The sequence below is a fragment of the Sphingomonas trueperi genome, from assembly GCF_040545665.1.
Taxonomy (GTDB): Bacteria; Pseudomonadota; Alphaproteobacteria; order Sphingomonadales; family Sphingomonadaceae; genus Sphingomonas; species Sphingomonas trueperi_B.
In genome coordinates this window covers 257,515-281,614 of record NZ_JBEPMH010000003.1, presented here as the reverse complement: position 1 = coordinate 281,614, position 24,100 = coordinate 257,515, and the positions used below count along the sequence as shown (strand labels likewise).

General features: G+C 67.3%; 19 protein-coding genes. All 19 read left to right on the top strand.

The features are described 5' to 3' along the window. Nucleotides 1-858 precede the first annotated feature (858 nt). Nucleotides 859-1,443, top strand: coding sequence for an ANTAR domain-containing response regulator (locus tag ABIC65_RS12075; protein WP_354308976.1), 585 nt, complete (start codon nucleotides 859-861; stop codon nucleotides 1,441-1,443). Further along, a complete protein-coding gene (locus ABIC65_RS12070; RefSeq protein ID WP_354308974.1) occupies nucleotides 1,440-2,654 on the top strand; it encodes a CmpA/NrtA family ABC transporter substrate-binding protein in 1,215 nt (404 codons plus the stop codon). Before ABIC65_RS12075 ends, ABIC65_RS12070 begins: the two co-directional genes overlap by 4 nt. A gap of 228 nt (nucleotides 2,655-2,882) precedes the next feature. Beyond that, complete coding sequence (locus tag ABIC65_RS12065) at nucleotides 2,883-4,130, top strand: nitrate/nitrite transporter (protein ID WP_354308972.1); 1,248 nt, start codon at nucleotides 2,883-2,885, stop codon at nucleotides 4,128-4,130. Between the two features lie 60 nt (nucleotides 4,131-4,190). Next, nucleotides 4,191-5,396 carry an alginate export family protein gene (locus ABIC65_RS12060; protein WP_354308970.1) on the top strand — a complete coding sequence of 402 codons (1,206 nt, stop codon included), beginning with the start codon at nucleotides 4,191-4,193 and terminating at the stop codon, nucleotides 5,394-5,396. Nucleotides 5,397-5,588: 192 nt separating this feature from the next. After that, the gene (gene nirB / locus ABIC65_RS12055) at nucleotides 5,589-8,090 is read left to right on the top strand and encodes a nitrite reductase large subunit NirB (RefSeq protein WP_354308968.1); all 2,502 of its coding nucleotides are present in this window, start codon (nucleotides 5,589-5,591) and stop codon (nucleotides 8,088-8,090) included. Nucleotides 8,091-8,095: 5 nt separating this feature from the next. Next, complete coding sequence (nirD, locus tag ABIC65_RS12050) at nucleotides 8,096-8,422, top strand: nitrite reductase small subunit NirD (protein ID WP_354308966.1); 327 nt, start codon at nucleotides 8,096-8,098, stop codon at nucleotides 8,420-8,422. Beyond that, nucleotides 8,419-11,004, top strand: a complete 2,586-nt coding sequence (locus tag ABIC65_RS12045; protein ID WP_354308964.1) for a molybdopterin-dependent oxidoreductase — start codon at nucleotides 8,419-8,421, stop codon at nucleotides 11,002-11,004. The genes nirD and ABIC65_RS12045 overlap by 4 nt, the downstream gene beginning before the upstream one ends. Continuing rightward, the gene (cobA, locus tag ABIC65_RS12040) at nucleotides 10,997-11,848 is read left to right on the top strand and encodes a uroporphyrinogen-III C-methyltransferase (RefSeq protein ID WP_354308962.1); all 852 of its coding nucleotides are present in this window, start codon (nucleotides 10,997-10,999) and stop codon (nucleotides 11,846-11,848) included. Before ABIC65_RS12045 ends, cobA begins: the two co-directional genes overlap by 8 nt. Nucleotides 11,849-12,523: 675 nt before the next feature. Beyond that, on the top strand, nucleotides 12,524-14,575 hold the full coding sequence (locus ABIC65_RS12035) for a conjugal transfer protein TraG (protein WP_354308960.1): 2,052 nt from the start codon (nucleotides 12,524-12,526) through the stop codon (nucleotides 14,573-14,575). A 2-nt stretch (nucleotides 14,576-14,577) separates the two neighbouring features. After that, entirely contained in the window at nucleotides 14,578-14,979 is a 402-nt protein-coding gene (locus ABIC65_RS12030) for a CopG family transcriptional regulator (RefSeq protein WP_354308958.1), read from the top strand. Next, nucleotides 14,976-15,965 carry a P-type conjugative transfer ATPase TrbB gene (gene trbB, locus ABIC65_RS12025; protein WP_354308956.1) on the top strand — a complete coding sequence of 330 codons (990 nt, stop codon included), beginning with the start codon at nucleotides 14,976-14,978 and terminating at the stop codon, nucleotides 15,963-15,965. The genes ABIC65_RS12030 and trbB overlap by 4 nt, the downstream gene beginning before the upstream one ends. Nucleotides 15,966-15,967: 2 nt before the next feature. Then, the gene (locus ABIC65_RS12020; RefSeq protein ID WP_064313465.1) at nucleotides 15,968-16,297 is read left to right on the top strand and encodes a TrbC/VirB2 family protein; all 330 of its coding nucleotides are present in this window, start codon (nucleotides 15,968-15,970) and stop codon (nucleotides 16,295-16,297) included. Next, nucleotides 16,294-16,566, top strand: a complete 273-nt coding sequence (locus tag ABIC65_RS12015) for a VirB3 family type IV secretion system protein (RefSeq protein ID WP_354308954.1) — start codon at nucleotides 16,294-16,296, stop codon at nucleotides 16,564-16,566. The genes ABIC65_RS12020 and ABIC65_RS12015 overlap by 4 nt, the downstream gene beginning before the upstream one ends. After that, nucleotides 16,560-18,998 (top strand): conjugal transfer protein TrbE, encoded by a 2,439-nt coding sequence (trbE, locus tag ABIC65_RS12010; protein ID WP_354308952.1) that lies wholly within the window; start codon nucleotides 16,560-16,562, stop codon nucleotides 18,996-18,998. The genes ABIC65_RS12015 and trbE overlap by 7 nt, the downstream gene beginning before the upstream one ends. Nucleotides 18,999-19,002: 4 nt before the next feature. After that, the gene (gene trbJ / locus ABIC65_RS12005; RefSeq protein WP_354308950.1) at nucleotides 19,003-19,743 is read left to right on the top strand and encodes a P-type conjugative transfer protein TrbJ; all 741 of its coding nucleotides are present in this window, start codon (nucleotides 19,003-19,005) and stop codon (nucleotides 19,741-19,743) included. Nucleotides 19,744-19,856: 113 nt separating this feature from the next. Then, nucleotides 19,857-21,155 carry a P-type conjugative transfer protein TrbL gene (trbL, locus tag ABIC65_RS12000; protein ID WP_354308948.1) on the top strand — a complete coding sequence of 433 codons (1,299 nt, stop codon included), beginning with the start codon at nucleotides 19,857-19,859 and terminating at the stop codon, nucleotides 21,153-21,155. 3 nt (nucleotides 21,156-21,158) lie between these two features. Beyond that, entirely contained in the window at nucleotides 21,159-21,965 is an 807-nt protein-coding gene (trbF, locus tag ABIC65_RS11995; protein WP_354308946.1) for a conjugal transfer protein TrbF, read from the top strand. Further along, a complete protein-coding gene (trbG, locus tag ABIC65_RS11990; protein WP_354308944.1) occupies nucleotides 21,962-22,891 on the top strand; it encodes a P-type conjugative transfer protein TrbG in 930 nt (309 codons plus the stop codon). The genes trbF and trbG overlap by 4 nt, the downstream gene beginning before the upstream one ends. Beyond that, on the top strand, nucleotides 22,888-24,096 hold the full coding sequence (locus ABIC65_RS11985; RefSeq protein WP_354308942.1) for a TrbI/VirB10 family protein: 1,209 nt from the start codon (nucleotides 22,888-22,890) through the stop codon (nucleotides 24,094-24,096). The genes trbG and ABIC65_RS11985 overlap by 4 nt, the downstream gene beginning before the upstream one ends. The last annotated feature ends 4 nt before the right edge of the window (nucleotides 24,097-24,100 follow it).

Below are 24,100 nucleotides of genomic sequence, written 5' to 3'. Positions count from 1 at the left end.
CTAGAGCCGCCGCTGCCTTGGGGTGGAAAGGCTGCCGGTCTGCTCACCCCCCACTATACGACGCGGGAGGCTTCGGGCACATCTCGGCGATGAGATTGACCGCTTTGCTATTGATTATGACACCCGCTCTGGCCGGTTTTAGCGGCTGCAATCAGCATGTGGATCGTTGTTCCGGGTTCCCGCAGCCGAGTGGCAAGTTCCCTGTTTTGACACTTTACTCTCCGCAGTTTTCTGGAGAACCTCCCCGGGAGATCACCTACTCCGACGCCAGATCTGACGATCCCAAAGTTCGAAAGGCGCAGCAGATAATTGCGCTTTGTTATCCCCGGAAGCCGCACAGGAATTTCAAAGATAGCTTGGACTATATGCGCTTCGTTGAGGCGCGAGCGAGCCCCTACGGCGAATACTATCTCCTCTATGAATTCTCGAACATGACCGACATTAGACTGGTGTTCGAATTGAACCGACAGGGAGGGGTCCAGAAATCAATGGTTGGAAGCATGGTAGATGGGTGATGCTTGGAGAAAGCGTCCCCGTCCGAACGGCAGCTAACCACCAGAATGCGAAATTCGGCACCGACGGCTGCCGACCAGCTCAAGACATTCAGCGTCGTTGATGCGAGCGGCGGCTCTGGCTGGAAGCAGCCATTCCGGTCGCCCAAACCAGTCGGTCGTTTAGCCGTGCGCCGCCGCCAGCAGTTGCGCGGAGGCTTGGGTGTCAAGTTTCCGTTTTTAACGGCATAAATCGGTATTGAGGTTGACGCCGCCTGCACTCGGCGGGTGTCCTGCTCGGTCCGTGCCCATTTGACGCGCCTGCGCTTTGCTGCCAGTTCATTTTGCAACTGCGAAAGGCGCTGGGGTGCGGATCGTCATTGTCGATGACAGCGGAGCCCGCGCATCGGTCCTCGAAGAGGGCCTGCGCGAGGCGGGGTATGACGATATCCATTTCGTTCCGCCGCGCGGGGCGTTTGTCGCGCGGATTGAGCGCATGGCGCCCGACGTCGTTCTGATGGATCTGGGCAGCCCGAGCCGCGACACGCTGGAGGAAATGCTGCTCGTGAGCCGTGCGCTCGCCAAGCCGATCGCGATGTTCGTGGACCAATCCGACGATATGATGATCGGCGCAGCAATCGATGCAGGCGTGTCCGCGTATGTCGTGGACGGGTTGCGCAAAGATCGGGTGAGGCCGATCCTGGAGTTGGCAGTGCGACGGTTCACGGCCTTTTCCCGCATGCAGAGCGAACTGGACGAGGCACGCGCAGCGCTCGCCAACCGCAAGACGATCGACAAGGCGAAGGCGATTCTGATGGCACAGCGCGGTTTGAACGAAGCCGACGCCTATGCGCTGCTGCGCTCAACCGCGATGAACCAGGGCCGCCGGCTCGTCGATGTGGCGGAGGCGCTGATCACCGCCAGCAGTCTGCTCGGTGGAGGCAATACATGACACCGATCCGCGCCGCCTTCCTGCCGCTTACCGACAGCGCGGTGCTGGTCGCCGCGCGCGAAAAGGGGTTCGCCGAGGCGCAGGGCATCGATCTGGAACTGGTGCGGACGACCAGCTGGGCGACCCTGCGCGACCGGCTGGTCTATGGCCAGGTGCAGGCGGCGCAGATGCTCGCCCCGCTGGCGGTGGCGGTGACGCTGGGGCTAAGCCAGCAGCCGGCGGCGCTGTCGGCGCCGTTCAAGCTCAACAGCAACGGCAACATGCTGGTGATGTCGGGCGAATTCGCCGCGGCGCTGGAGCAGGACCTGCCGGCGCGCTTGGCCGACCCGCTGGGCACGGGGCACGACTTCGCCAGCGCGATCGGCCTGTTCCGGCGCAAACCGATCATCGGCATCGTCCACCGCTTTTCCGGCCACGCGTTGATGCTGCGCTATTGGCTGGGAAGCGTCGGCATCGATCCCGACCGGGACGTCGTGTTGCGTGTGCTGCCGCCCTCGCTGACCGTGGAGGCGATGCGGCTGGGCGAGATCGACGGGTTCATCGCCGGCGATCCCTGGCCGGCGGCGGCGATCGCGCAAGGCTTGGCCGAGGTGGTGGCGATCGGCGCGCGGATCTGGCAGCGCGGCGTGGAGAAGGTGCTGGCGCTGCGCACCGACTGGATGGACGCCAATGCCGAGACGGTCGACCGACTGCTGCTGGCGCTGGCGGCAGCGGCGCGCTGGTGCGATGATCCTGCGAACCGAGAGGAATTGGCGGCGTTGCTGGCGCGGCCGACCTATGTCGGCGAACCGGCCGAGCTGATCGAGGCGGGGCTTTCAGGACAGGTGCTTCCGCGCGCCCATGCGCCGGCGGTGGAGCAACCCGATTTCCTCCTGTTCCACCGCGAGGCGACCGCCTTTCCGTGGCGCAGCCAGGCGCTGTGGATCTATTCGCAGCTCGTCCGCTGGAAGCAGGCCGAGCCGAGCGCCGAGGCAGCGGCCGCGGCCGGCGCGGTGTTCCGGCCAGACATTTATCGCCGCGCGCTGGGCGGCAGCGGCGAAGCGATGCCGGGGGCAAGCATGAAGCTGGAGGGCGCGGTGACCGCGCCGATCGGCGTCGGCGCACATCGCGGCGCGCTGACGCTCGGGCCGGACCGGTTCTTCGACGGCCGCGTGTTCGATCCCGAGCGGCTGGACGCGTATCTGGCGGGATTCGCCGGTCCGCGCGGGTAACGGGCAAACGCCCCACCTGCTACAACTTCGCGCTTGCAGCAAAGCTCGTTTCGGGCGATGATCCATCAGTCGCGCAAGGATGCGCGCCCATCGGGAGGGCACCCCAGCGCCGGGGCCTGCCTCCCCCTCTGAACGCAGCAAAGCCGCTGACCGGATTTCGCACCCACGCGAACGTCCGGCGAGCGGCTTTTTTCTTGTCCTTTTCAGATCGGCATTGGGGAAGTCATCATGGCAACGGCATTTTTGGATCGACGCGTGCACCAATCTACCAGCACGACAAGCGGCAGCAGCTTCTGGCGCAGCGGGCATTGGCCGACGCTGGTCGCCGCATTTCTCTATTTCGATCTCGCCTTCATGGTGTGGGTGCTGCTCGGCCCGCTCGCGCCCGATATCGCCAGGACGCTGCATCTCACCGCCGCACAAAAGGGGCTGATGGTGGCGACCCCGACGCTCGCCGGCGCGTTGCTGCGCGTGGTCAACGGGCTGCTGGTCGATCGCATCGGGCCGAAACGTTCGGGCGCGATCAGCCAGCTGATTGTCATCGGCGGGCTGCTGTCCGCCTATCTGCTCGGCGTGAACAGCTTCGGCGGCACGCTGGCGCTGGGCGTTATCCTCGGCTTTGCCGGCGCGAGCTTCGCGATCGCGCTGCCGCTCGCCAGTCGCTGGTACCCAGCCGAGCATCAGGGCAAGGCAATGGGGCTGGCGGGTATGGGCAATTCGGGCACGGTGCTTGCCGCGCTGTTCGCTCCGGCGCTCGCCAAGCTGTTCGGCTGGAACGCCGTTCTGGGGCTGGCCTGCATTCCGCTGGGCATCGTCTTCATACTCTATCTGGCGATGGCCAAGGACGCACCGAACGCACCTGCGCCAAAGTCGCTCGTCGAATATCTGCATCCGTTAAAATCGGCCGACGCCTGGTGGCTGATGGGCTTCTACGCGGTCACCTTCGGTGGGTTCGTCGGGCTGGCGGCGTCGCTACCGATCTATTTCACCGATCAGTTCAAGCTGACCACCATCGTCGCGGGCTATTGCACCGCCGCCTGCGTGTTCGCGGGATCGCTGGTCCGGCCGCTGGGGGGCGCACTTGCCGACAAGATCGGCGGCGTGAAAACGCTCTCGGTCGTGTTTCTGGTCGCCGCCGCCGCGCTGACGGGCGTCAGCGTTGCACCAACCCTGCCGGCGGCGCTGGGCTGTTTCGTCGTCGCCATGCTGGCGCTGGGTACCGGCAACGGATCGGTGTTCCAGCTGGTCCCCCAGCGTTTCCAGGCGGAGATCGGCGTGATGACTGGGCTGGTCGGCATGGCCGGCGGGATCGGCGGATTCTATCTCGCCTCGTCGCTCGGCGTTGCCAAGCAACTGGCGGGTAGCTTCGCGCCGGGCTTCCTGATCTTCGCCGGGCTCGCGCTGGTCGCGCTGCTGGGCCTGACGCTGGTCAAGGCCTCGTGGCGCGCGCGCTGGACGAGCGGCGCGCGCATCTGAATCGGAGAGGAGGGCGGCGCGATGCGAAATGCGCCGCCCCATTTTTTGGGGGGGACTTTCATGCGAACGATCTTCACCACCGCGGCCGCGCTGGCCGTCGCAGGACCGGCCTGTGCCCAGGACATCGCGGTGAAGCCGCTAATCGAGGCGCGCAGCCGCTATGAGCATGTCGATCAGGATGGGCTCGCCCAGACGGCGGATGCGTGGACGTTGCGCGTGCGCGCCGGTGCCGAGCTGCACAGCGGCCCATGGGCGGTGTTAGGCGAGGCGCAGGGCAATCTGGCGCTGGTCGGCAACTATTATGACGGGCTGCACGGTGCCGCGACCCGGCCGCTGGTCGCCGATCCGCAGGACGTCGCGATCTACCGCGCACAATTGCAATACCGCACGGGGCCGCTGACCGTCACCGCCGGGCGCCAGCGGATCGCGCTGGACGATGAGCGTTTCGTCGGCAATGTTGGCTTTCGCAACAACGCGCAGACGTTCGACGCGGTGCGCGGCGAGCTGGTACCGCTCAAGGGCGTGAAGCTCGACATCGCCTATGCCTGGGACGTGCGCACCATCTGGGGCACCGATGGTCGCGGCGCGCGGCAGCGGGGTGTGGGCGGCGACAATGTGTTCGCCAATCTCTCCACAGCGACCCCGATCGGCACGCTGACCGGTTTCGCCTATCTGGTCGACCAGGACGAGCCCGAAGTGCAGGGCTATCGTCTCGCCAGCCAGACCTATGGCGGGCGGCTGGCGGGCGGCCGGGCCCTGGGACCAAAGGTGAAGCTGAGCTACCAGCTCAGCTGGGCGACGCAATCCGACTATCACCGCAACCCCAATCGCTACTCCGCCGGCTATTGGCTGGCGGACGCGACGCTGGACGTGCGTGGCTGGAAGCTCAACGGCGGCTATGAAGTCCTGGGCGCGGACAAGGGCGCAGCGCTCACCAGTTTCCAGACGCCGCTCGGTACCAACTTCAAGTTCCAGGGTTGGGCCGACAAGTTCCTGACCACGCCGCCGGACGGCGTGCGCGACCTCTATGCCGGCGGCGGCTATGGCTGGAAGAAGCTGGGCAAGGTGGATGCACTGACGCTGCAGGCGACATGGCATCGGTTCGAAAGCGACCGGCTGGAGCGGCATTATGGCGACGAGATCGACCTGCTCGCTACGGTGAAGATGAAGAAGACGCTGCTGTCGGCGCGCTATGCGCGGTACACGGCCGATCGCCTCGCCACCGATACCAGCAAATTCTGGCTGCAGCTGGATTGGAGCTATTGAGCGGAATCGCTTGAGCGGTTCCGCGAATCGGTTTATGTTGCAACGCGAAGGACAAGGCTGTCCTTCACACATAGCCACGCCAACCCGAAGATGGGCAAACGTGGTCCTGTTGATGGCAAAGCCGCCATCCAGCGCTCGGTTCGCAAGATCCGGGCGCCGGATGGCGGCTTTTTTCGTTTTGGAGCGAAGCGGATGGAGTTTCTCGAAGGCACGGCAATCCTCGCCGACGACGGTCCCGCCGGGACCGCCCCGCCGCCCGAGGCGCGCGAGCATCTGGTCGTCATCGGCAACGGCATGGCGGGCTGCCGCGCGGTGGAGGAACTGCTCGCGCGCGACGGCACGCGCTTCCGCGTGACCATCTTCGGTGCCGAGCCGCATGTGAACTACAACCGCATCATGCTGTCGCCGGTGCTCGCGGGAGAGAAGACGTTCCAGGAGATCGTGATCAACGATCATGCCTGGTATGCGCAGCACGGCATCGAGCTGGTCGCCGGCGATCCGGTGGTGGCGATCGACCGCGCCGCGCGGACCGTCACGGCGAAATCTGGCCGCGTCACTGGCTATGACAAGCTGCTGATTGCCACCGGCTCGGATCCGTTCATCATTCCGGTACCGGGGCACGACCTGCCCGGCGTCATCAGCTTCCGCGATATGGCCGATGTCGACGCGATGCTGGCGGCAGCCTCGGAGGGGGGCGAAGCGGTGGTGATCGGCGGCGGCCTGCTCGGGCTGGAGGCGGCGCACGGCCTCACGCTGCGCGGCATGAAGGTCACCGTGCTCCACCTGATGCCGACGCTGATGGAACGCCAGCTCGACGAGGCGGCCGGCTGGCTGCTCAAGTCTGCGCTCGAGGCGCGCGGCCAGACCATCCTGACCGGCGCGGACACCGCCGCGATCCTAGGCGACGGCAAGGTCGAGGGCGTGCAGCTGAAGGATGGCCGCGTCCTTCCCGCGAAGCTGGTGGTGATGGCGGTCGGCATCCGCCCCTCGGTGAAGCTCGCCCGCGAAGCCGGGCTGGCGGTGGGCCGCGGCATCCAGGTCGACGATCACATGGTGACCAGCGACGCCGACGTGCTCGCGGTGGGAGAATGCGTCGAGCATGACGGGCAGTGCTACGGCCTGGTCGCACCCCTGTGGGACATGTGCCGCAGCCTTGCCGACGGGCTGGTGGCGCGCGCGAATCCCTATCGGGGTTCGGTCACGTCGACCAAGCTCAAGGTGGCGGGGCTGGACGTGTTTTCGGCGGGCGACTTCTCCGGCGGCGAGGGCTGCGAGGACATCGTGCTACGCGACGCGGCGCGCGGCATCTACAAGCGCGTGGTGCTGAAGGACGAGCGCGTCATCGGCGCGGTGCTGTTCGGCGATACCGGCGATGGCGGCTGGTACTTCGACCTGCTGACGAGGGGCGAAAGCGTCGCGGACGTGCGCGACGTGTTGATCTACGGCCAAGCCTTCGCCTTGGGAGGGACGTTGGCGGACCCTAAGGCGGCCGTTGCGGCGCTCTCGGACGATGCCGAGATCTGCGGCTGCAACGGCGTTTCCAAGGGGCAGGTGGTCGCGAGCATCGCGGGCGGCGCGTGCAGCCTCGATGCCGTGCGCGCGACCTGCAAGGCGTCCGCCAGTTGCGGATCGTGCACCGGCATCGTCGAGCAACTGCTCGCGCTGACGCTGGGCGAGGAGGGCGTGCAGGCAGGCCCGAAGACGATGTGCAAATGCACCAGCTACGGCCATGACGAGGTGCGCCGCGCGATCGTCGAGCAGGGCATGCGCGCCATTCCCGAGGTGATGCAGCGGCTGCATTGGTCGACGCCCGACGGCTGTTCCTCGTGCCGCCCGGCGCTCAACTATTATCTGCTCTGCGCGCTTCCGGGCGAATATGTCGACGACCAGCAGAGCCGGTTCGTCAACGAGCGCCTCCACGCCAACATCCAGAAGGACGGCACGTATTCGGTGGTGCCGCGCATGTGGGGCGGGGTCACCACGCCGCAGGAGCTCCGCGCGATCGCCGACGTGGTGGAGAAATTCAACGCGCCGATGGTGAAGGTGACCGGCGGCCAGCGGCTGGATATCTTCGGCATCCGCAAGGAGGATCTGCCGGCGGTGTGGGCAGATCTGAACGCGGCGGGAATGGTCTCGGGACACGCCTATGCCAAGGCGCTGCGCACGGTGAAGACCTGCGTCGGCTCCGAATGGTGCCGCTTCGGCACGCAGGATTCGACCGGGCTCGGCATCAAGCTGGAGCGCGGCTTCTGGGGAAGCTGGATGCCGCACAAGTTCAAGATGGCGGTCTCCGGCTGCCCGCGGAACTGCGCCGAGGCGACGATCAAGGATTTCGGCGTGATCTGCGTGGACTCCGGCTACGAACTGCACGTCGGCGGCAATGGCGGCATCCACGTCCGCGCGACCGATCTCTTGGTGAAGGTAACGACCGAGGGCGAGGCGATGCACACTGCCGCCGCCTTCGTGCAGCTTTATCGCGAGGAAGCGCGCTATCTGGAGCGGACCGCGCCGTGGATCGAGCGGGTCGGGCTCGCGCATGTGAAGGCCCGCGTCGTCGAGGACGAAGCCGGCCGCGACGCGCTGGCAGCGCGCTTCTGGCATTCCCAGTCCTTCAGCCAGGACGACCCCTGGGCCGAGCGCGTGGCGGGCGCCGATGCCGGCCTGCACCAGCCCCTTCTTGCCGCCGCGGAGTAAGCCGGATGACCGACTGGATCGATATCGGCACGCTCGCCGACCTGCCGCTGCGGGGCAGCCGTACGCTTTCGCTTGCCGGGGAACCCGTGGCGGTGTTCCGCACCCATGACGACCAGGTCTTTGCGCTGGTCGACCGCTGTCCGCACAAGGGCGGACCGCTGAGCGCAGGCATCGTCCATGGCCATGCGGTGGCCTGCCCGCTTCACAATCTGCGAATCTCCCTCGCGACCGGCACCGCTTTGGAACAGGATGCCGGCTGCACGCCGGTGGTGCCGGTACGAATGGAGGGCGAGCGGATCCTTCTCGCCAGCCCGGTGCGGGCGGCGGCGTGAGCGCGGCCACCCGCACCACCTGCGCCTATTGCGGCGTCGGCTGCGGCATCCGCGCGACCGTCACCGCCGAGCGGACGGTCCACATCGAGGGCGATCCCGACCACCCGGCCAATCGCGGCAGGCTCTGCTCCAAGGGCACGCATCTCGGGGAAACCGTAGGGCTAGAGGGGCGCCTGCTCCACCCGATGATCGGCGATCGCCGCGCCAGCTGGGACAAGGCGCTCGACCTCGTTGCTCGCCGCTTCCGCGAGGCGATTGCCGAACACGGCCCGGACAGCGTCGCCTTCTACGTCTCGGGCCAGCTGCTGACCGAGGATTATTATGTCGCCAACAAGCTGATGAAGGGCTTTATCGGCTCGGCCAACATCGACACCAACTCGCGGCTCTGCATGTCGAGCGCGGTGGCGGGGCATATGCGCGCATTCGGCGAGGATGTGGTTGCCGGCAGCTATGCCGATCTCGAAGCCGCCGATCTGATCGTGCTGGTGGGATCGAACACCGCCTGGTGCCATCCGGTGGTCTATCAGCGTATCATGGCGGCGCGGGCCGAGCGCGGAACCAGGCTGGTCGTCATCGACCCGCGCCGCACCGAAACGGCCGAGGAAGCGGACCTGCATCTGGCGCTGCGCCCCGGCAGCGACGTGGCGCTGTTCAACGGCCTGCTCGCGCATTGCCGAGCCGAGGGCTTGGCTGACGCCGCGAACCTCGACGTGCCGGAGGGGTTTTGGGAGGCGCTGGGCGAGGGGCACGATCTCTGGTCCAGCGCCCAGACCTGCGATCTGGCGCCTGCAGATCTCCAGCGTTTCTACCAGCTTTTCGCGGCGCACCCGCGCACCGTCACGCTGTTCAGCCAGGGCATCAACCAGTCGATCCGCGGCACCGATCAGGTGAATGCGATCCTCAACCTGCACCTTGCCACCGGTCGGATCGGCACGCCCGGCGCGGCGCCCTTTTCGATCACCGGTCAGCCCAATGCGATGGGCGGGCGCGAGGTGGGCGGGCTGGCCTCGACGCTGGCGGCGCATCGCGGCTTCGGGGCGGAGGACATTGCCGATGTCGGCCGTTTCTGGGCTGCTCCGCGCATGGCGACCAAGCCCGGCCTGAAAGCCGTCGACCTGTTCCGCGCTGTGGGCGAAGGCCGGATCAAGGCCTTGTGGATCATGGCGACCAACCCCGCCGTCTCGATGCCCGATGCCGGCCGCGTGCGCGAGGCGCTGGCCAGCTGTCCCTTCATTGTCGTGTCCGACGTCATCGCCGAGACCGATACCAGCGTCCACGCCCATGTCCGCCTGCCGGCTGCCGCCTGGGGAGAGAAGGACGGCACCGTCACCAACTCCGAACGCACGATCAGCCGCCAGCGCGCCTTCCTGCCGCTGCCCGGCGAGGCGAAACCCGACTGGTGGATCGTCACCCACGTCGCCCGGCGGATGGGGTTCCGCACCGCCTTCGCCTATGATCGTCCTGCCGAAATCTGGCGCGAGCACGCCCGGCTGACCGCCTATCGCAACGATGGCGCACGGATGCTCGACCTGAAGGCGCAGGCCGCGATCGGCAATCATGCCTATGATGCGATGGCGCCTTTCCAGTGGAATGTCGCGCCGTTCGCCGAGGGGCACTATCCCACGCCGAGCGCCCTCGCCCGGCTTGTCCCGGTGGCACAGCGCTCGCTGGACGCGCCGCTGCGCGACTGGCCAATGACGCTGAACACTGGCCGCTACCGCGACCAGTGGCATACGATGACGCGGACAGGCCTGTCGCCTAAGCTCGCCCGGCATCGGGAGGAGCCGCTGGTCGAGATTAACCCGGCAGACGCCGTCGCTCTGAGCCTAGCCGATGGCGCGCTCGCGCGGGTAACGACGCCGCAGGGCGACAGCCTGTTCCGCGTCGCCCATCATTCCGGCCAGCGCCGGGGCGAACTGTTCACGCCGATACATTGGACGGATCAGCAGGCGCGTGGCGGCCGCACGGGACTGCTCGCCCGCGATCTCGCCGATCCGCATTCGGGCCAACCGGGGTTCAAGCTCTCCCCCGCGCGAATCGCGCCAGTGGCGGTTGACTGGCGCGGCTTTCTGATCGTGCGGGGCGAGACGCCGGCGCCGGATTGTCTGTGGGCGACGCGCGTGACGGTGCCGGGCGGTGCGCTCTATGAACTCGCCGGAACCGGCGACGCGGGCGCGCTCGACCGGGCGCTGCCCCCGGGCGAGCGGATCGAGGCGCGCGATCCTGCGCGCGGTACCCTGCGCGTGGCGGTATTGCGGGAGGGCAGACTTGCCGCGGCGCTGTTCGTCACCCGCTACGGCGAGCTGCCGAGCCGCGACTGGCTGATCGCGCAGCTTGACCAGCCCCAAGGGCCGCAGGTCCTCGCCGGCCGCGCACCGGGGCGGCGGAGCGATCGGGGGCCGATCGTCTGCGCCTGTTTCGACGTCGGCCTGCACACCATCACTGCGGCGATCCGCGATCAGCGGCTGCAGGACGTTGCCGCGATCGGCGCGGCGCTGGGGGCCGGCACCAATTGCGGATCCTGCCGCCCGGCGCTTGCCCGCATTCTCACCGACATGCCAAAGGAGGTTGTGCATGGCTGACGAATTTCTCGCAGGCAGCGTCTGGCTGGTCGGCGCGGGGCCCGGTGATCCCGACCTGCTGACCCGCAAGGCCGAGCGGCTGCTGCGCACCGCGACAATCGTGTTCTACGACGCGCTGGTGGGCGAGGATGTTCTGGCGCTGATCCCGGCATCGGTGCGGCGGGTGCCGGTGGGCAAGCGCGCCGGCCGGCATTCCAAGGCGCAGGGGACGATCAACGAGCTTCTCGTCGCCGCGGCTCAGGCGGGCGAACGGGTGGTCCGGCTGAAGGGCGGCGATCCCTCAATCTTTGGCCGTTCGATGGAGGAGTGTTCGACCCTCGTTCAGGCCGGCGTGCCGGTGCGAATTTGCCCCGGCATCACCGCCGCCAGCGCGGCGGCGGCCTCGGCGGGCGTCTCGCTCTCGCTGCGGGGACTGGCACGGCGCGTGCAGTTCGCCACCGCGCACAAGCGCGGCGATGCGCCGCTCGATCTGGACTGGGTAGCGCTGGCGGACCCGCATTGCACGACCGTGTTCTACATGGGGCGAAGTGCTGCTGCAGAGATCAGCCGCAATCTCACGGCCGCGGGGCTTTCGGGTGCCACGCCGGTGCTGGTTGCATGCGATGTGAGCCTTGCCAGCGAGCGGCTCCTGCACACTCGCCTTGATCTGCTCCATATCGCAATATCGGCCTTTTCCAACGATCAGCCGACTCTCATTCTGGTGGGCGAAGCACTTGCTGTCGGGGGCAGTATGCAAATCGCCGGGTCCAGGCTGAGCTCCCCTCGCGATGGGCTACCCCAAAGCAAGAGTCCGGTACGTAAAGTCGATATGCCTCCCACCTTGTTTGCATCAAAGCGACTCTAATGGATTGGGCTTACGGCGTCGTTTACGATACGGGTCGGGCGGACGTTGGAACGACGGCTCCTGAACGAAGCTGCCGTTCCGCATATCACTTGGGAATGGCCGCAACGTCCCAAATTGAGCCCTTCGGCTTCCGTACTCATTGCCGCTCCCTGAGGTCTGGATGCGGGCGTCCGAGGGCAGATTGGCAGCTCATCATCTGGCGCCTCTGGCCCTAATTTCCGCGACGAATCTGAGAGCGGTCAAAGCTGCAACCGGTCGGAGTCGGACAGAGGCGTGCGCCGGCAACCGCAGGGGTCCGGCCGTGTATACTTGACGTATATTTGACAAGTCTGCTGCTGATCCACCTAAGCCATTGAAAAATCGCGCACCCGACAGGATTCGAACCTGTGGCCTCTGCCTTCGGAGCGCGCGCTATAGAGCCGGACATCCGCTCGAATGCTCAACGATGGAAGGTAGGCGGGCATCAGCAGAAGCATTCTTCCGGAGCGCAGCCGGTCGGAGCGATCCTGTTGTAGCTGCTTGGCCCGGAAAACAACGCTCATTCATCGTACGCTGCGCCGCGAATTGCACCGGAGCAGTAGCGAACGGCACCAGAAGGCTACTGATGCGCCAGACCGGAAAGGCGGAATGTAGCGGCTGAACCCGCACAGGCTGAACTGGCAGGCGGAGGCCCGCATGACTCCCACCAAACTGCTCATTGGACAGATCCTGATCGTGCTCGTCATCGTACTGGCGGGCGTATGGTTTGCGACGCAGTGGGCAGCCGCAGAACTGGCGTATCAGCCCGAGCTGGGCAGACCCTGGTTTGTCGCCTTCGGGCGTCCGTTCTATCGGCCATGGGCATTGTTCGGCTGGTGGTTCTCGTTCGAGGCCTACGCCCCGACAATCTTCGAAGAAGCTGGCGCAATCGCGGCGACGAGTGGCCTGATCGGATGCGGGGCAGCAATCTTCGGATCCCTCTGGCGTGCCCGTCAGCGGCGCCATGTCACGACTTACGGCTCCGCCCGCTGGGCGAGCTTTCAAGACATTCGCGCCGCTGGGCTTGTCACGGAGGCCGGTGTGTTTCTCGGCCGCGTGGGCCGGCAGTACCTACGCCATGACGGCCCCGAGCATGTCATGGCGTTCGCGCCGACCCGGAGCGGCAAGGGCGTGGGCCTCGTCATACCCTCGCTTCTTGGCTGGACCGGCTCGGCGGTCGTCCACGACATCAAGGGCGAGAACTGGCAGCTGACAGCTGGCTGGCGCCAGCGTTTCTCACATTGCCTCCTGTTCAATCCGACGGATGCGCGATCGGCGCGGTACAATCCGCTGCTCGAGGTCCGTCGCGGCAAGGATGAGGTGCGCGACGTCCAGAACATCGCCGACATCCTGGTCGATCCCGAAGGAGCGCTGGAGCGCCGCAATCACTGGGAGAAGACCAGCCATTCGCTGCTGGTCGGCGCGATCCTTCATGTCCTCTACGCCGAGGAGGAGAAGACGCTGGCCCGCGTCGCGTCCTTCCTGTCCGATCCGCAGCGGAAGTTCACCGACACGCTCGATCGGATGATGACCACCAATCATCTCGGCACGCCGGAAGCGCCCGCCGTCCACCCGGTGGTCGCATCGGCGGCACGCGAGGTGCTGAACAAGTCCGAAAACGAACGCTCCGGCGTGCTGTCGACCGCCATGTCGTTTCTCGGCCTCTACCGGGATCCGACGATAGCGGCCGTTACCTCGCGCTGCGACTGGCGCATCGCCGACCTGGTCGAAGCCGAGGCGCCGGTGTCGCTCTACCTGGTGGTGCCGCCTTCGGACATCAGCCGCACCAAGCCGCTGATCCGTCTCGTGCTCAACCAGATCGGCCGGCGCCTGACGGAGCATCTGGAAGCCAAGAAGGGCGCCCGCACCGATGGCCGCCACAAGCTGCTGATGATGCTCGACGAGTTCCCGGCGCTCGGGCGCCTCGACTTCTTCGAAACCAGCCTGGCGTTTCTCGCCGGTTACGGCGTCCGGGCCTTCCTGATCGCCCAGAGCCTTAACCAGATCGAAAAGGCGTATGGCGAGCACAACGCCATCCTCGACAATTGCCATGTCCGTATCGCCTTCGCGACCAACGACGATCGGACCGCAAAGCGCATTTCCGATGCCCTCGGCACTTCCACCGAGCAACGCGCGATGCGCAACTATGCCGGGCATCGGCTGGCGCCCTGGCTCGCCCATGTCATGGTCAGCCGGCAGGAGACGGCGCGGGCGCTGCTGACGCCAGGCGAGGTCATGCAGTTGCCGCCGACGGACGAGCTGGTGCTGGTGGCGGGTACGCCGCCGATCCGCGCCACCAAGCTACGCTACTACAAGGAAGCCGTCTTCAAGGCCCGGATCCTGGCCCCGCCCGTGCTCGGTGAGGGCGACCTTGCCGATCGGCCTGCGCCGCGGGCAAATGATTGGGCCGGTGTCGTCCGTAAAATGGATACGCGCCTCGCAGAAGGTGCGGCAGAGCAGCGCGAGGATGAGGATGGCGGGCTCGAAAAGGCGTGTCATCCCGGGCAGGAGCTTCCGGAGAAGCCGGTTGCCGAACCCACGCCCACCGAGGTGTTGGGGCTCGGCCAGGACGAGGATGATCCGGCCGCCGACCAGCGTGCCATGGATCGGGCTGGTGCCTCCGGCATCGCGCGCGTCGCCTTCGCGATGGACGCAGGGGCGGATGGTACCGGCGGGCATCGGGCCGGCGACATGCAGGTGGAGCTCTGACCATGGTCGAGAAGGTCCGCCACCAGCTCTTCCTGCCAAAGCCCGTCAGCGATCGACTGGAAGCACTTGCGGCAAAGCCGGGCGCATCGAAGTCGGCGATCCTGGCGGATGCCGTCACTGCCTGGCTAAACCGGCGCGGCGTGTCCGAGCTGGAGGAGCGCTTCGGCCTTAGGCTGGACCGCATGACGACAGCGATCGGCCGGATCGAGCGGAACGAGCATGTCCTGCTCGAGACCCTGGCACTGTTTGTCCGCTACGAGCTTGCCATCCATGCGCCGCTTGCCGAGAGCGACCAGGCGGGTCGCGCCATGGGCGCCAAGCGGTTCGAGGCGTTCGTCACCCAGGTCGGCAGGCAGGTTGCGGCTGGCCGCAGGACGATCGGTTCCACGGAGACCGGCCAATGACCGCCGGCATTTGCGGCGATCGGCGGCGCGCGATGCTGCGGACGGCCATGGGCCCGGCGATCGCCGCAGCGCTCGCCGATCCACGCGTCACCGAGATCATGGTCAACCCCGACGGCGCGCTCCGGCTGGACCGGTTGGGGGAGGGGCGCTCCGACACCGGCATTCGCATGGAGGCCGCGCAGGTCGAACGGGTCATCCGGCTTGTCGCCGCGCATGCGCGCGCCGAGGTGCATGGCGATGCTCCCATCGTGTCGGCCGAACTCCCACCGCACGAGAAAGGGCGGGCAGGGGAGCGGTTCGAGGGTGTGCTGCCGCCGGTGTCCACCGCGCCGTGCTTCTCGATCCGCAAGCCGGCCGAACGCCTCTATCGGCTCGACGACTATGTGGCCGATGGCGTCATGACGCGACTGGCTGCCGACCGGCTGAAAGCCTGCGTCCTCCTGCGCCACAACATCCTGATCGCCGGCGGGACCAGTTCAGGCAAGACCACGCTCGCCAATGCACTGCTCGCCGAGATGGCGTGCCTCGACGAGCGCATCCTTCTGATCGAAGACACGCGCGAACTGCAAAGCCCTGCCGCCGACACGGTTGCGCTCCGCACACGGCCCGGCGTGGTGACCATGGCGGACCTGGTCCGTTCGACCCTCCGGCTGCGCCCCGATCGCATCATCGTCGGTGAGGTTCGCGGGCCCGAGGCAGTCGACATGCTCAAGGCGTGGAACACCGGCCATCCCGGCGGCATCGCCACGGTCCACGCCAACAGCGCGCTGTCCGCGCTCACCCGCATTGAAGGCTTGGTGCAGGAGGCGGTGGTCACTGTGCCGCGCCAGCTCATCGCCGAGGCGATCGACGTCATCGTGTTCGTCTCCGGCCGCGGTCTTCACCGCCGGGTCTCGCAGGTCGCCCGCGTCGCCGCGCTCGATCCGGACACCGGCAGCTACGCGCTCGCCGACCTTCTCTTGCCCCCCAGCCCCGAAGGAGATTGATCATGCAATTCGCCAAGATCCCGGCACGCCGCGCGCGCCTCGTCGAACTTGCCGCCATCGGCATCGCATTTGCCACGTCGGCCCATGCCGCGGGATCCGGCATGCCGTGGGAGGAACCGCTTCAGCAGGTGCTCGAGTCGGTCCAGGGGCCGGTCGCCAAGATCGTTGCCGTCATCGTCATCATCACGACCGGACTGTCGCTGGCGTTCGGCGAAAGCAGCGGCGGTTTTCGGCGGCTGATCCAGATAGTCTTCGGGCTGTCGATCGCGTTTGCCGCCTCGAGCTTCTTCCTCAGCTTCTTCAGCTTCGGCGGGGGAGCGCTGGTCGCATGAGCGACACCGGCCAGCACCTGCCAGGCTTCGAGGCACCGATCCATGCGAGCTTAGGCTCGCCAATCCTGCTCGGCGGTGCGCCCCGGGGGATTGCGATCGTCAACGGGACCGTCGCCGCGGCGGTCGGCCTCGGACTGCAGCAGTGGCTGGCCGGGCTGGTGCTCTGGGCCGTCGGGCACAGCATTGCCGTGTTCGCCGCGCGGCGGGACCCGCACTTCGCGCCCGTCCTGCTTCGCCACCTCCGGCAGAAAGGATATTTCGCGTGCTGAACCTCGCCGAATATCGTCGCCGCGCGGATCGGCTCGCCGACCATCTTGCCTGGGCGGCGCTGGTCGCGCCCGGCGTCGTCCTCAACAAGGATGGGTGCTTCCAGCGTACCTTCCGCTTCCGCGGACCCGATCTCGAGTCCGCCACCGAGGCCGAGCTGATCTCCGCCTGCGCGCGCGCCAACAATGTGCTCAAGCGGTTCGGCAGCGGCTGGGCCCTGTTCTTCAATGCCGAGCGGCGCGAGGCCGCCGCCTATCCCGACAGCGATTTCCCCGACGCCGCATCCTGGCTGGTCGACCAGGAGCGCCGCGCGGCATTCATGGGGGAAGGCGCCAATTTCGAAAGCCGCTACCACCTGACCCTCGTCTGGCTTCCGGCGCCTGACAGCGCCGAGGCCGCCGGACGGTCGCTGGTCGAGCGGCCCGACGCCGGGGCGGGGCGGGACTGGCGCGGGGCGCTGGCGCACTTCATCGCCGAGACCGACCGTGCGCTCGACCTGTTCGCGAGCTTCATGCCCGAGGTCCATGCGCTGGACGACAGCGAGACACTGACGTTCCTGCACGGCACGATCTCGACGCGGCAAAAGGCGGTCGCGGTGCCGGACACGCCGATCTACCTAGACGCGTTGCTCGCCGATACGCCGCTGACCGGCGGCCTGGAGCCGCGATTGGGCGACCATCATCTCCGTACCCTGACCATCCTTGGTTTCCCGAGCATGAGCCGGCCGGGCATCCTTGATGCCCTCAACCACCAGGACTTCGCCTATCGCTGGGTCACGCGCTTCCTCGCCTTGGACAAGGGCGACGCCACCAAGGCGCTGACCAAAATCCGTCGGCAGTGGTTCAACAAGCGCAAGTCGGTCACCGCGCTTCTGCGGGAGGTGATGTACAACCAGCCATCGCAGCTGCTCGACAGCGATGCCGACAACAAGGTGGTGGATGCCGATCTGGCGCTGCAGGTGCTGGGCGGCGACCATGTCGCCTTTGGCTACCTGACCACCACGATCACGGTGATGGACAGTGATCGCGCGCAAGTCGAGGACAAGGTCCGGCAGGTCGAGCGGATCGTGGGCGGGCTCGGCTTCACCTGCATCCGCGAGGGCGTCAACGCCGTCGAGGCCTGGCTCTCGTCGCTGCCGGGGCAGGTCTACGCCAATGTCCGCCAGCCGCTCGTTCATACGCTGAACCTTGCCCATCTGATGCCGCTGTCGTCGGTCTGGGCGGGGCCGAGCCGCAATGCGCATCTGGACGGTCCGCCGCTGCTCCACGCCAGCACCGCCGGATCAACGCCGTTCCGGCTGTCGACCCATCTCGGCGATGTCGGTCACATGCTGGTGGTCGGACCTACCGGTGCCGGCAAGTCGGTGCTGCTGGCGCTGATCGCCCTGCAGTTCCGCCGCTACGCCGACGCGCAGGTCTATATCTTCGACAAGGGCTTCTCGGCCCGCGCCGCCGTGCTGGCGATGGGTGGCGCCCACCATGCGCTGGGGATGGGCGCCGATGCGGGGCACACGCTGGCCTTCCAGCCGCTCCGCGGGATCGAGGATGCCGCCGAGCGGAGCTGGGCCGCCGAATGGATCGCGGCGCTGCTCGCGCACGAGAAGGTGCTGGTCACGCCCGAGGTCAAGGACGCCGTATGGTCCGCGCTGGGCAGCTTGGCGTCGGCGCCGGTAGAGGAACGCACCCTGACTGGGCTGGTGCTGCTTCTCCAGTCGAATGCGCTGCGCACCGCGCTTAGCGCCTATACGCTCGAAGGTCCCTATGGCCGGCTGCTGGACGCAGCCGAGCAGCAGTTCGCTTTCGCCGATGTCCAGTGTTTCGAGACCGAGGCGCTGATGGGGCAGGCCGGCGTGATCGCGCCGGTGCTGACCTACCTGTTCCACCGCCTGGAGGAGCGCTTCGACGGTCGGCCGACGTTGCTGATCCTCGACGAGGCCTGGATCTTCCTCGACCATCCCCTGTTCGCCGCACGCATCCGCGAATGGCTGAAGGTGCTACGCAAGAAGAATGTCGCCGTGCTGTTCGCGACCCAGAGCCTTGCCGACATTGCGTCGAGCAGCATCGCGCCCGCCATCCTCGAAAGCTGTCCGCAGCGCATCCTGCTGCCCAACGACCGAGCGCTCGAGCCGCAGAGCCGCGAGGCCTATGTGCGGTTCGGGCTCAACCAGCGGCAGATCGAGCTGGTCAGCCGCGCGACGCCGAAGCGCCACTATTACCTGCAGTCCGCGCGCGGCAACCGCCTGTTCGAGCTGGGGCTGGGCCCGATCGCGCTGGCCCTGTGCGGCGCCTCCGATGCTGCGACACAGGCCCGCATCGACGCGATGCTCGCCGAGGGCGGGCACGCCGACTTCGCCGCGCACTTCCTCGCCGATCGCGGACTCGACTGGGCCGCCGAGCTCCTCGCTACCTTCCCCGACCCTCAAGACAAGGAGTGATGTGATGCGTATCCGCACCCGCAAATATCTGGTCGCGAGCGCCCTGGGCGTCGGGACGGCCGGATCGCTCGCCATGGCGCTGACCTGCACGCCGGCCCGCGCGCAGTTCACCGTGTTCGATCCCAGCAACTACAGCCAGAACCTCCTCACTGCCGCGCGCACCCTCCAACAGATCAACAACCAGATCCAGTCGCTCCAGAACGAAGCGACGATGCTGATCAACCAGGCCAAGAACCTGACCCGGATCGACTTCCCCGAGCTCCAGGCGCTCACCCAGACGCTGCAGCAGGTCGACCGGCTGATGGGGCAGGCGCAAGCCATCCAGTTCCGCGTGTCCGGGCTCGACCAGCAGTTCCGCCAGCTCTTCCCGCAGAGCTTCTCGGCGGCGCTCCGAACCAACGAGCAGGTCGTCGCCGCGCGTGCCCGCCTCGATACCGCCATGTCGGCCTATCAGCAGACGATGACCGTCCAGGCGCAGGTGACCGAGAATGTCACGGCCGATGCCCAGGCGCTGAGCGGGATCGTTGCCAAGAGCCAGGGCGCGGAGGGTGCGCTCCAGGCGCAGCAGGCGACCAACCAGCTGCTCGCGCTCGCCGCCAAGCAGCAGTTCCAGATCCAGAACATGATGGCCGCGCAGTACCGCGCCGAGGCGATCGAGCATGCGCGCCGCGCCCAGGCCGAGATCGACGCGCGCGCGGCAACCCGCAGGTTCCTCGGCTCCGGCTCGGCCTACACCCCCAGGTAGCGCCGCCGGCCAGGGCGGCGGCGGTCTTGCCTCCCGCCGTCGTCCGCCGCGGGGCGGGGCTCTCACCCCCGGTCCCGTCTCGCGGCACTCCTCCAGCGCAGGACATCGCCACCGTGAACGACCTCAACGTCATCGATCGCTTCCTGGCTGCCTTCACCCGCTACATCGACAGCGGGTTCGGTCTGCTGGGCGGGGATGTCCGCTTCCTTACCGCGACCCTGATCGGCATCGACATCACGCTGGCTGGCCTGTTCTGGGCGATGGGCGGCGAGGACAATGTCATCGGCCGCTTCCTGCGCAAGATCCTCTACATCGGCGCGTTCGCGTTCATCCTGAACAGCTTCTCGACGCTTGCCGACATCATCTTCCGCTCGTTCGCGCAGGCCGGGCTGACCGCCGGCGGGGGCACGCTGTCGGCCGAGGATCTGCTCAAGCCCGGTCGTCTCGCCGGCACGGGCTTCGCCGCCGCATGGCCGCTGCTCGACCAGGTGTCCCAGCTGATGGGCTTCACGACCTTCTTCGATAATTTCCTGACGATCGCGGTGCTGCTGTTCGCCTGGGCGGTCGTGATCCTGACCTTCTTCCTGCTCGCCGTGCAGATGTTCGTCACGATCGTCGAGTTCAAGCTTACCTCGCTGGCCGGCTTCCTCCTCGTGCCCTTCGCGCTGTGGAACCGCACCAGCTTCCTTGCCGAGCGGGTGCTCGGCAATGTCGTCTCGTCGGGCGTCAAAGTGATGGTGCTCGCCGTCATCGTCGGCATCGGCGCCAATTTCTTCAGCGAGTTCACCAGCGCGCTGCAGGGGCAGGAGCCCGATATCGGCCAGGCGATGAGCCTGATGCTCGCCAGCCTGACGCTCTTCGGGCTGGGCATCTTCGGACCCGGAATCGCTTCGGGCCTCGTGTCCGGTGCGCCGCAGCTCGGCGCGGGCGCGGCGCTTGGCACCACGGTCGGCGCGGCCGGCATGGCAATGCTTGCCGGCGGTGCTGCCGTCGGCGGTGCCCGCATGCTGGGCGGGGCCGCGCTGGGGGCCGTCCGCGCAGGTACTGCGATGGGATCGGCTGCTCCCACGGCCTACACGCTGGGCAAGGAGACGGCAGCAGCGCCGACCATGTCGGCGGGGCTGGGCGGGGTGGCTCGCGCCGCCGGCAATGCCGCACGCGCGCGGGCCTCCAGCGCGCTTGGCCTGGGCGAGGCGGCCTCACGCGGCCGCCAGGCAGCCTGGAACGCGCTCAATCGCACGGGCGGCGATACCGGCTCGCAGTCCGCCGCCGAAGAAGCCGTGCCTGCATGGGCTCGCGCCATGCAGCGCCAGCAGACCACCCGCCATCACCGCCAGGTCGCCTTGCATGCCCTGCAGCAGGGCGATCGCGGCGGCGCTTCCGCACCCCCAGACATCAAGGAAAGGGACTAGCCGATGGTCTTCAGACGCGCCGTCCAGCGCTATGGACGAACCCCCGAACCGGAGACGCCGTACCAGCGGGCCGGGCAGCTCTGGGACGAGCAGATCGGCTTGGCCCGCGTGCAGGCGCGGAACTGGCGGCTGATGGCGTTCGGGTGCCTTGCGCTCGCCACTGGTCTTTCGGGTGCGCTCGCCTGGCAGTCGGCGCAGAGCCGGGTGATGCCCTTTGTCGTCGAAGTCGATCGGCTGGGGGAGGCGCGTGCCGTCACCGAGGCCGAGGCCGGGTACCGCCCGACCGACCCGCAGATCGCCTGGCACCTGTCCCGCTTCATCGCCAATGTCCGCGGCCGGTCGCTCGATCCGGTGCTGGTGCGTCGGAACTGGCTGGACGCCTATGACTTCGCCACCAAGCGCGGCGCGCAGTTCCTCGGCGACTATGCCCGCGGGGCCGATCCGTTCGGTGCCATCGGCGAGAAGACGGTGACGGTGCAGGTCACCAGCGTGGTGCGGGCATCCAACCGCTCGTTTCAGGTCAAATGGAGCGAGACCGCGTTCGAGCGCGGCGCCGAGACCGGCACGTCGCGCTGGACGGCTATCCTGACCGTCGCGATCACCCCGCCCAAGGATGCCGACACGCTCCGCCGCAATCCGCTCGGTGTCTATGTCGACGCGATCGACTGGAGCCGGGAACTGGACGCGCCGGCCGCCCCGAAGCCTGCAGCCACGCCGACGCTCCCGCCGTCCGCTCCCGTCTCGGCGCCGACCAGTTTCCCAGTCGATCCCGCTGCCCCGGCGCAGCTCAGCACGGAGGTCCAGTCATGAAGCTTTTGCTCGCCCTATCGGCGGCTTCCCTCGCCATGGTATCCGCATGGGCCCAACCTTCCCCGCCGCCTCCGGCCAAACCGATCCCGGCGCCGACCGCCACCGCGTCCCCGCCTGCAAAGCCGCCGGTCCGCAAGCAGGTGCGCAAGTCTTTCAGCCCCGGCGCCGCGCGCGTCGCTGCTGCCAATCGCGCAGCTACCCAGCAGCCGCAGGCCCAGGGCTTCGTCAACGCGGTGCAGGTCTATCCCTTCAGCGAGGGCATGATCTATCAGGTCTATACGGCGCCGGGTGCCGTGACCGACCTTGCCTTGCAGTATGGCGAGAACCTCGTCGCTGTCGCGGCAGGCGATACGGTACGCTGGGTCATCGGCGACACCACCAGCGGAAGCGGAACCGACAAGCGTACGCATATCCTCGTGAAGCCCTCTGCGAGCGGCCTTGCCACCAACCTCGTGATCACCACCGATCGCCGCAGCTACCATCTCCAGCTTACGGCAACGTCCCGGACCGCAATGGCCGCCCTGTCCTGGACCTATCCTGCCGACCAGCTGATCGCGCTCCGGCAGAAGGAAGCCCAGGTGGCGGCGACAGCCCCGATCGCTGCGAGCCTGTCGGTCGACAGCCTGCACTTCAACTATACGGTGATTGGCGACAGCCCGGCTTGGCGACCGCTCCGCGCCTTCGACGACGGGCGACAGACCTTCGTCGAGTTCCCGGCGAGCATCGCGGTCGGCGAGGCACCGCCGCTGTTCGTGATCGGGGCTACGGGGGAGGCCGAGCTGGTCAACTACCGGATGCGCGGTCGCTTCTATGTCGTCGATCGGATCTTCGACCGGGCCGAATTGCGGCTCGGCACCGGCAAGCAGCAGGTCGTCCGCATCGAGCGGGTCACCGACGTTCCAGCGCCGAAAGGCAAGCGCTCATGAGCGAGGATGCTGTCCCGCCAACCCCGAAGCTCGACCCAGAATCGCTGGCGATCCGGGTCAAGCCTCCGCGCGCCATCCGGTTCCGGCGCGGCGTGATCATCGCTATCGCGGCACTGGGTTCGGTCGCTCTTGTCGCCGTGGCATGGAGTGCTTTGGGATCGCGGCTGCGGCTGGCGGCAGCTGAACGGAAGGAGCTATCGGAACCGAGCAGACAGGCGCCGCCCGATACCTTGAACAGGCTCCCCGCAAGCTATGGCGAGGTTCCAAAGCTCGGCCCGCCGCTGCCGGGCGACCTGGGGCGGCCCATCCTTGAGCGCCAGCGTCGCATGGCGGCCGAATTGGAGGCGAATGACGCGGACGGGCCGGGGAGGGTGGAGGCACAGGCCGCGGCGCAGGAGCGCGATCGGCAGCTTTCGGAGCTGAAGGCAGCACGCGCGTCGGGACTCCTGGTGCAGAACCAGAGCAGGCCATCGGCGCTGGTGTCAGCGGAGATCGCTGCTCCGCTGACACCCGTGACCACGGAAGCGCCAACGCTGGCAGTCGATCCGGAGCGCGATCCCAACGCTCAGAGCCGCAAGGCCCAGTTCGTCACCACGCGCGACACATCGGCGGACGTCAATCCGCACAGGCTGGAAGCCGCGCCGTCGCCATATCTCCTCTCTGCTGGCAGTGTGATCCCAGCAAGCCTGATGTCCGGTCTCCGGTCCGATCTGCCCGGCCTGGTCACGGCGCAGGTGACGGCGAACGTGTTCGACAGTCCCTCCGGGCGCATCCTGCTTATTCCGCAAGGCGCAAGGCTCGTTGGAAGCTACGACTCGGTGGTCGCGTTCGGGCAGAAGCGCGCACTCGTCATTTGGCAGCGCATCCTGCTGCCGGACGGAAGCTCGCTCCGGATCGACAACGTGCCGGCGACCGATGCCTCGGGATATGCCGGCCTGCAGGACAAGGTGGACTTCCACACCTGGACGCTGCTCAAGGGCGTTGCGCTGTCGACCCTTCTCGGCGTGGGCTCGGAGCTGACGGTTTCCGGCGACAGCGATCTGGTCCGGGCGATCCGGCAGTCGACGCAGCAGAATGTCGCGCGTGCGGGCGACCAGATCACCTCACGCAATCTCAACGTCCAGCCGACGCTGACAGTTCGTCCCGGCACGAACGTGCTGCTCGTGGTCCACAAGGACCTGATCCTCGCGCCCTGGCGCGGATAGGAGG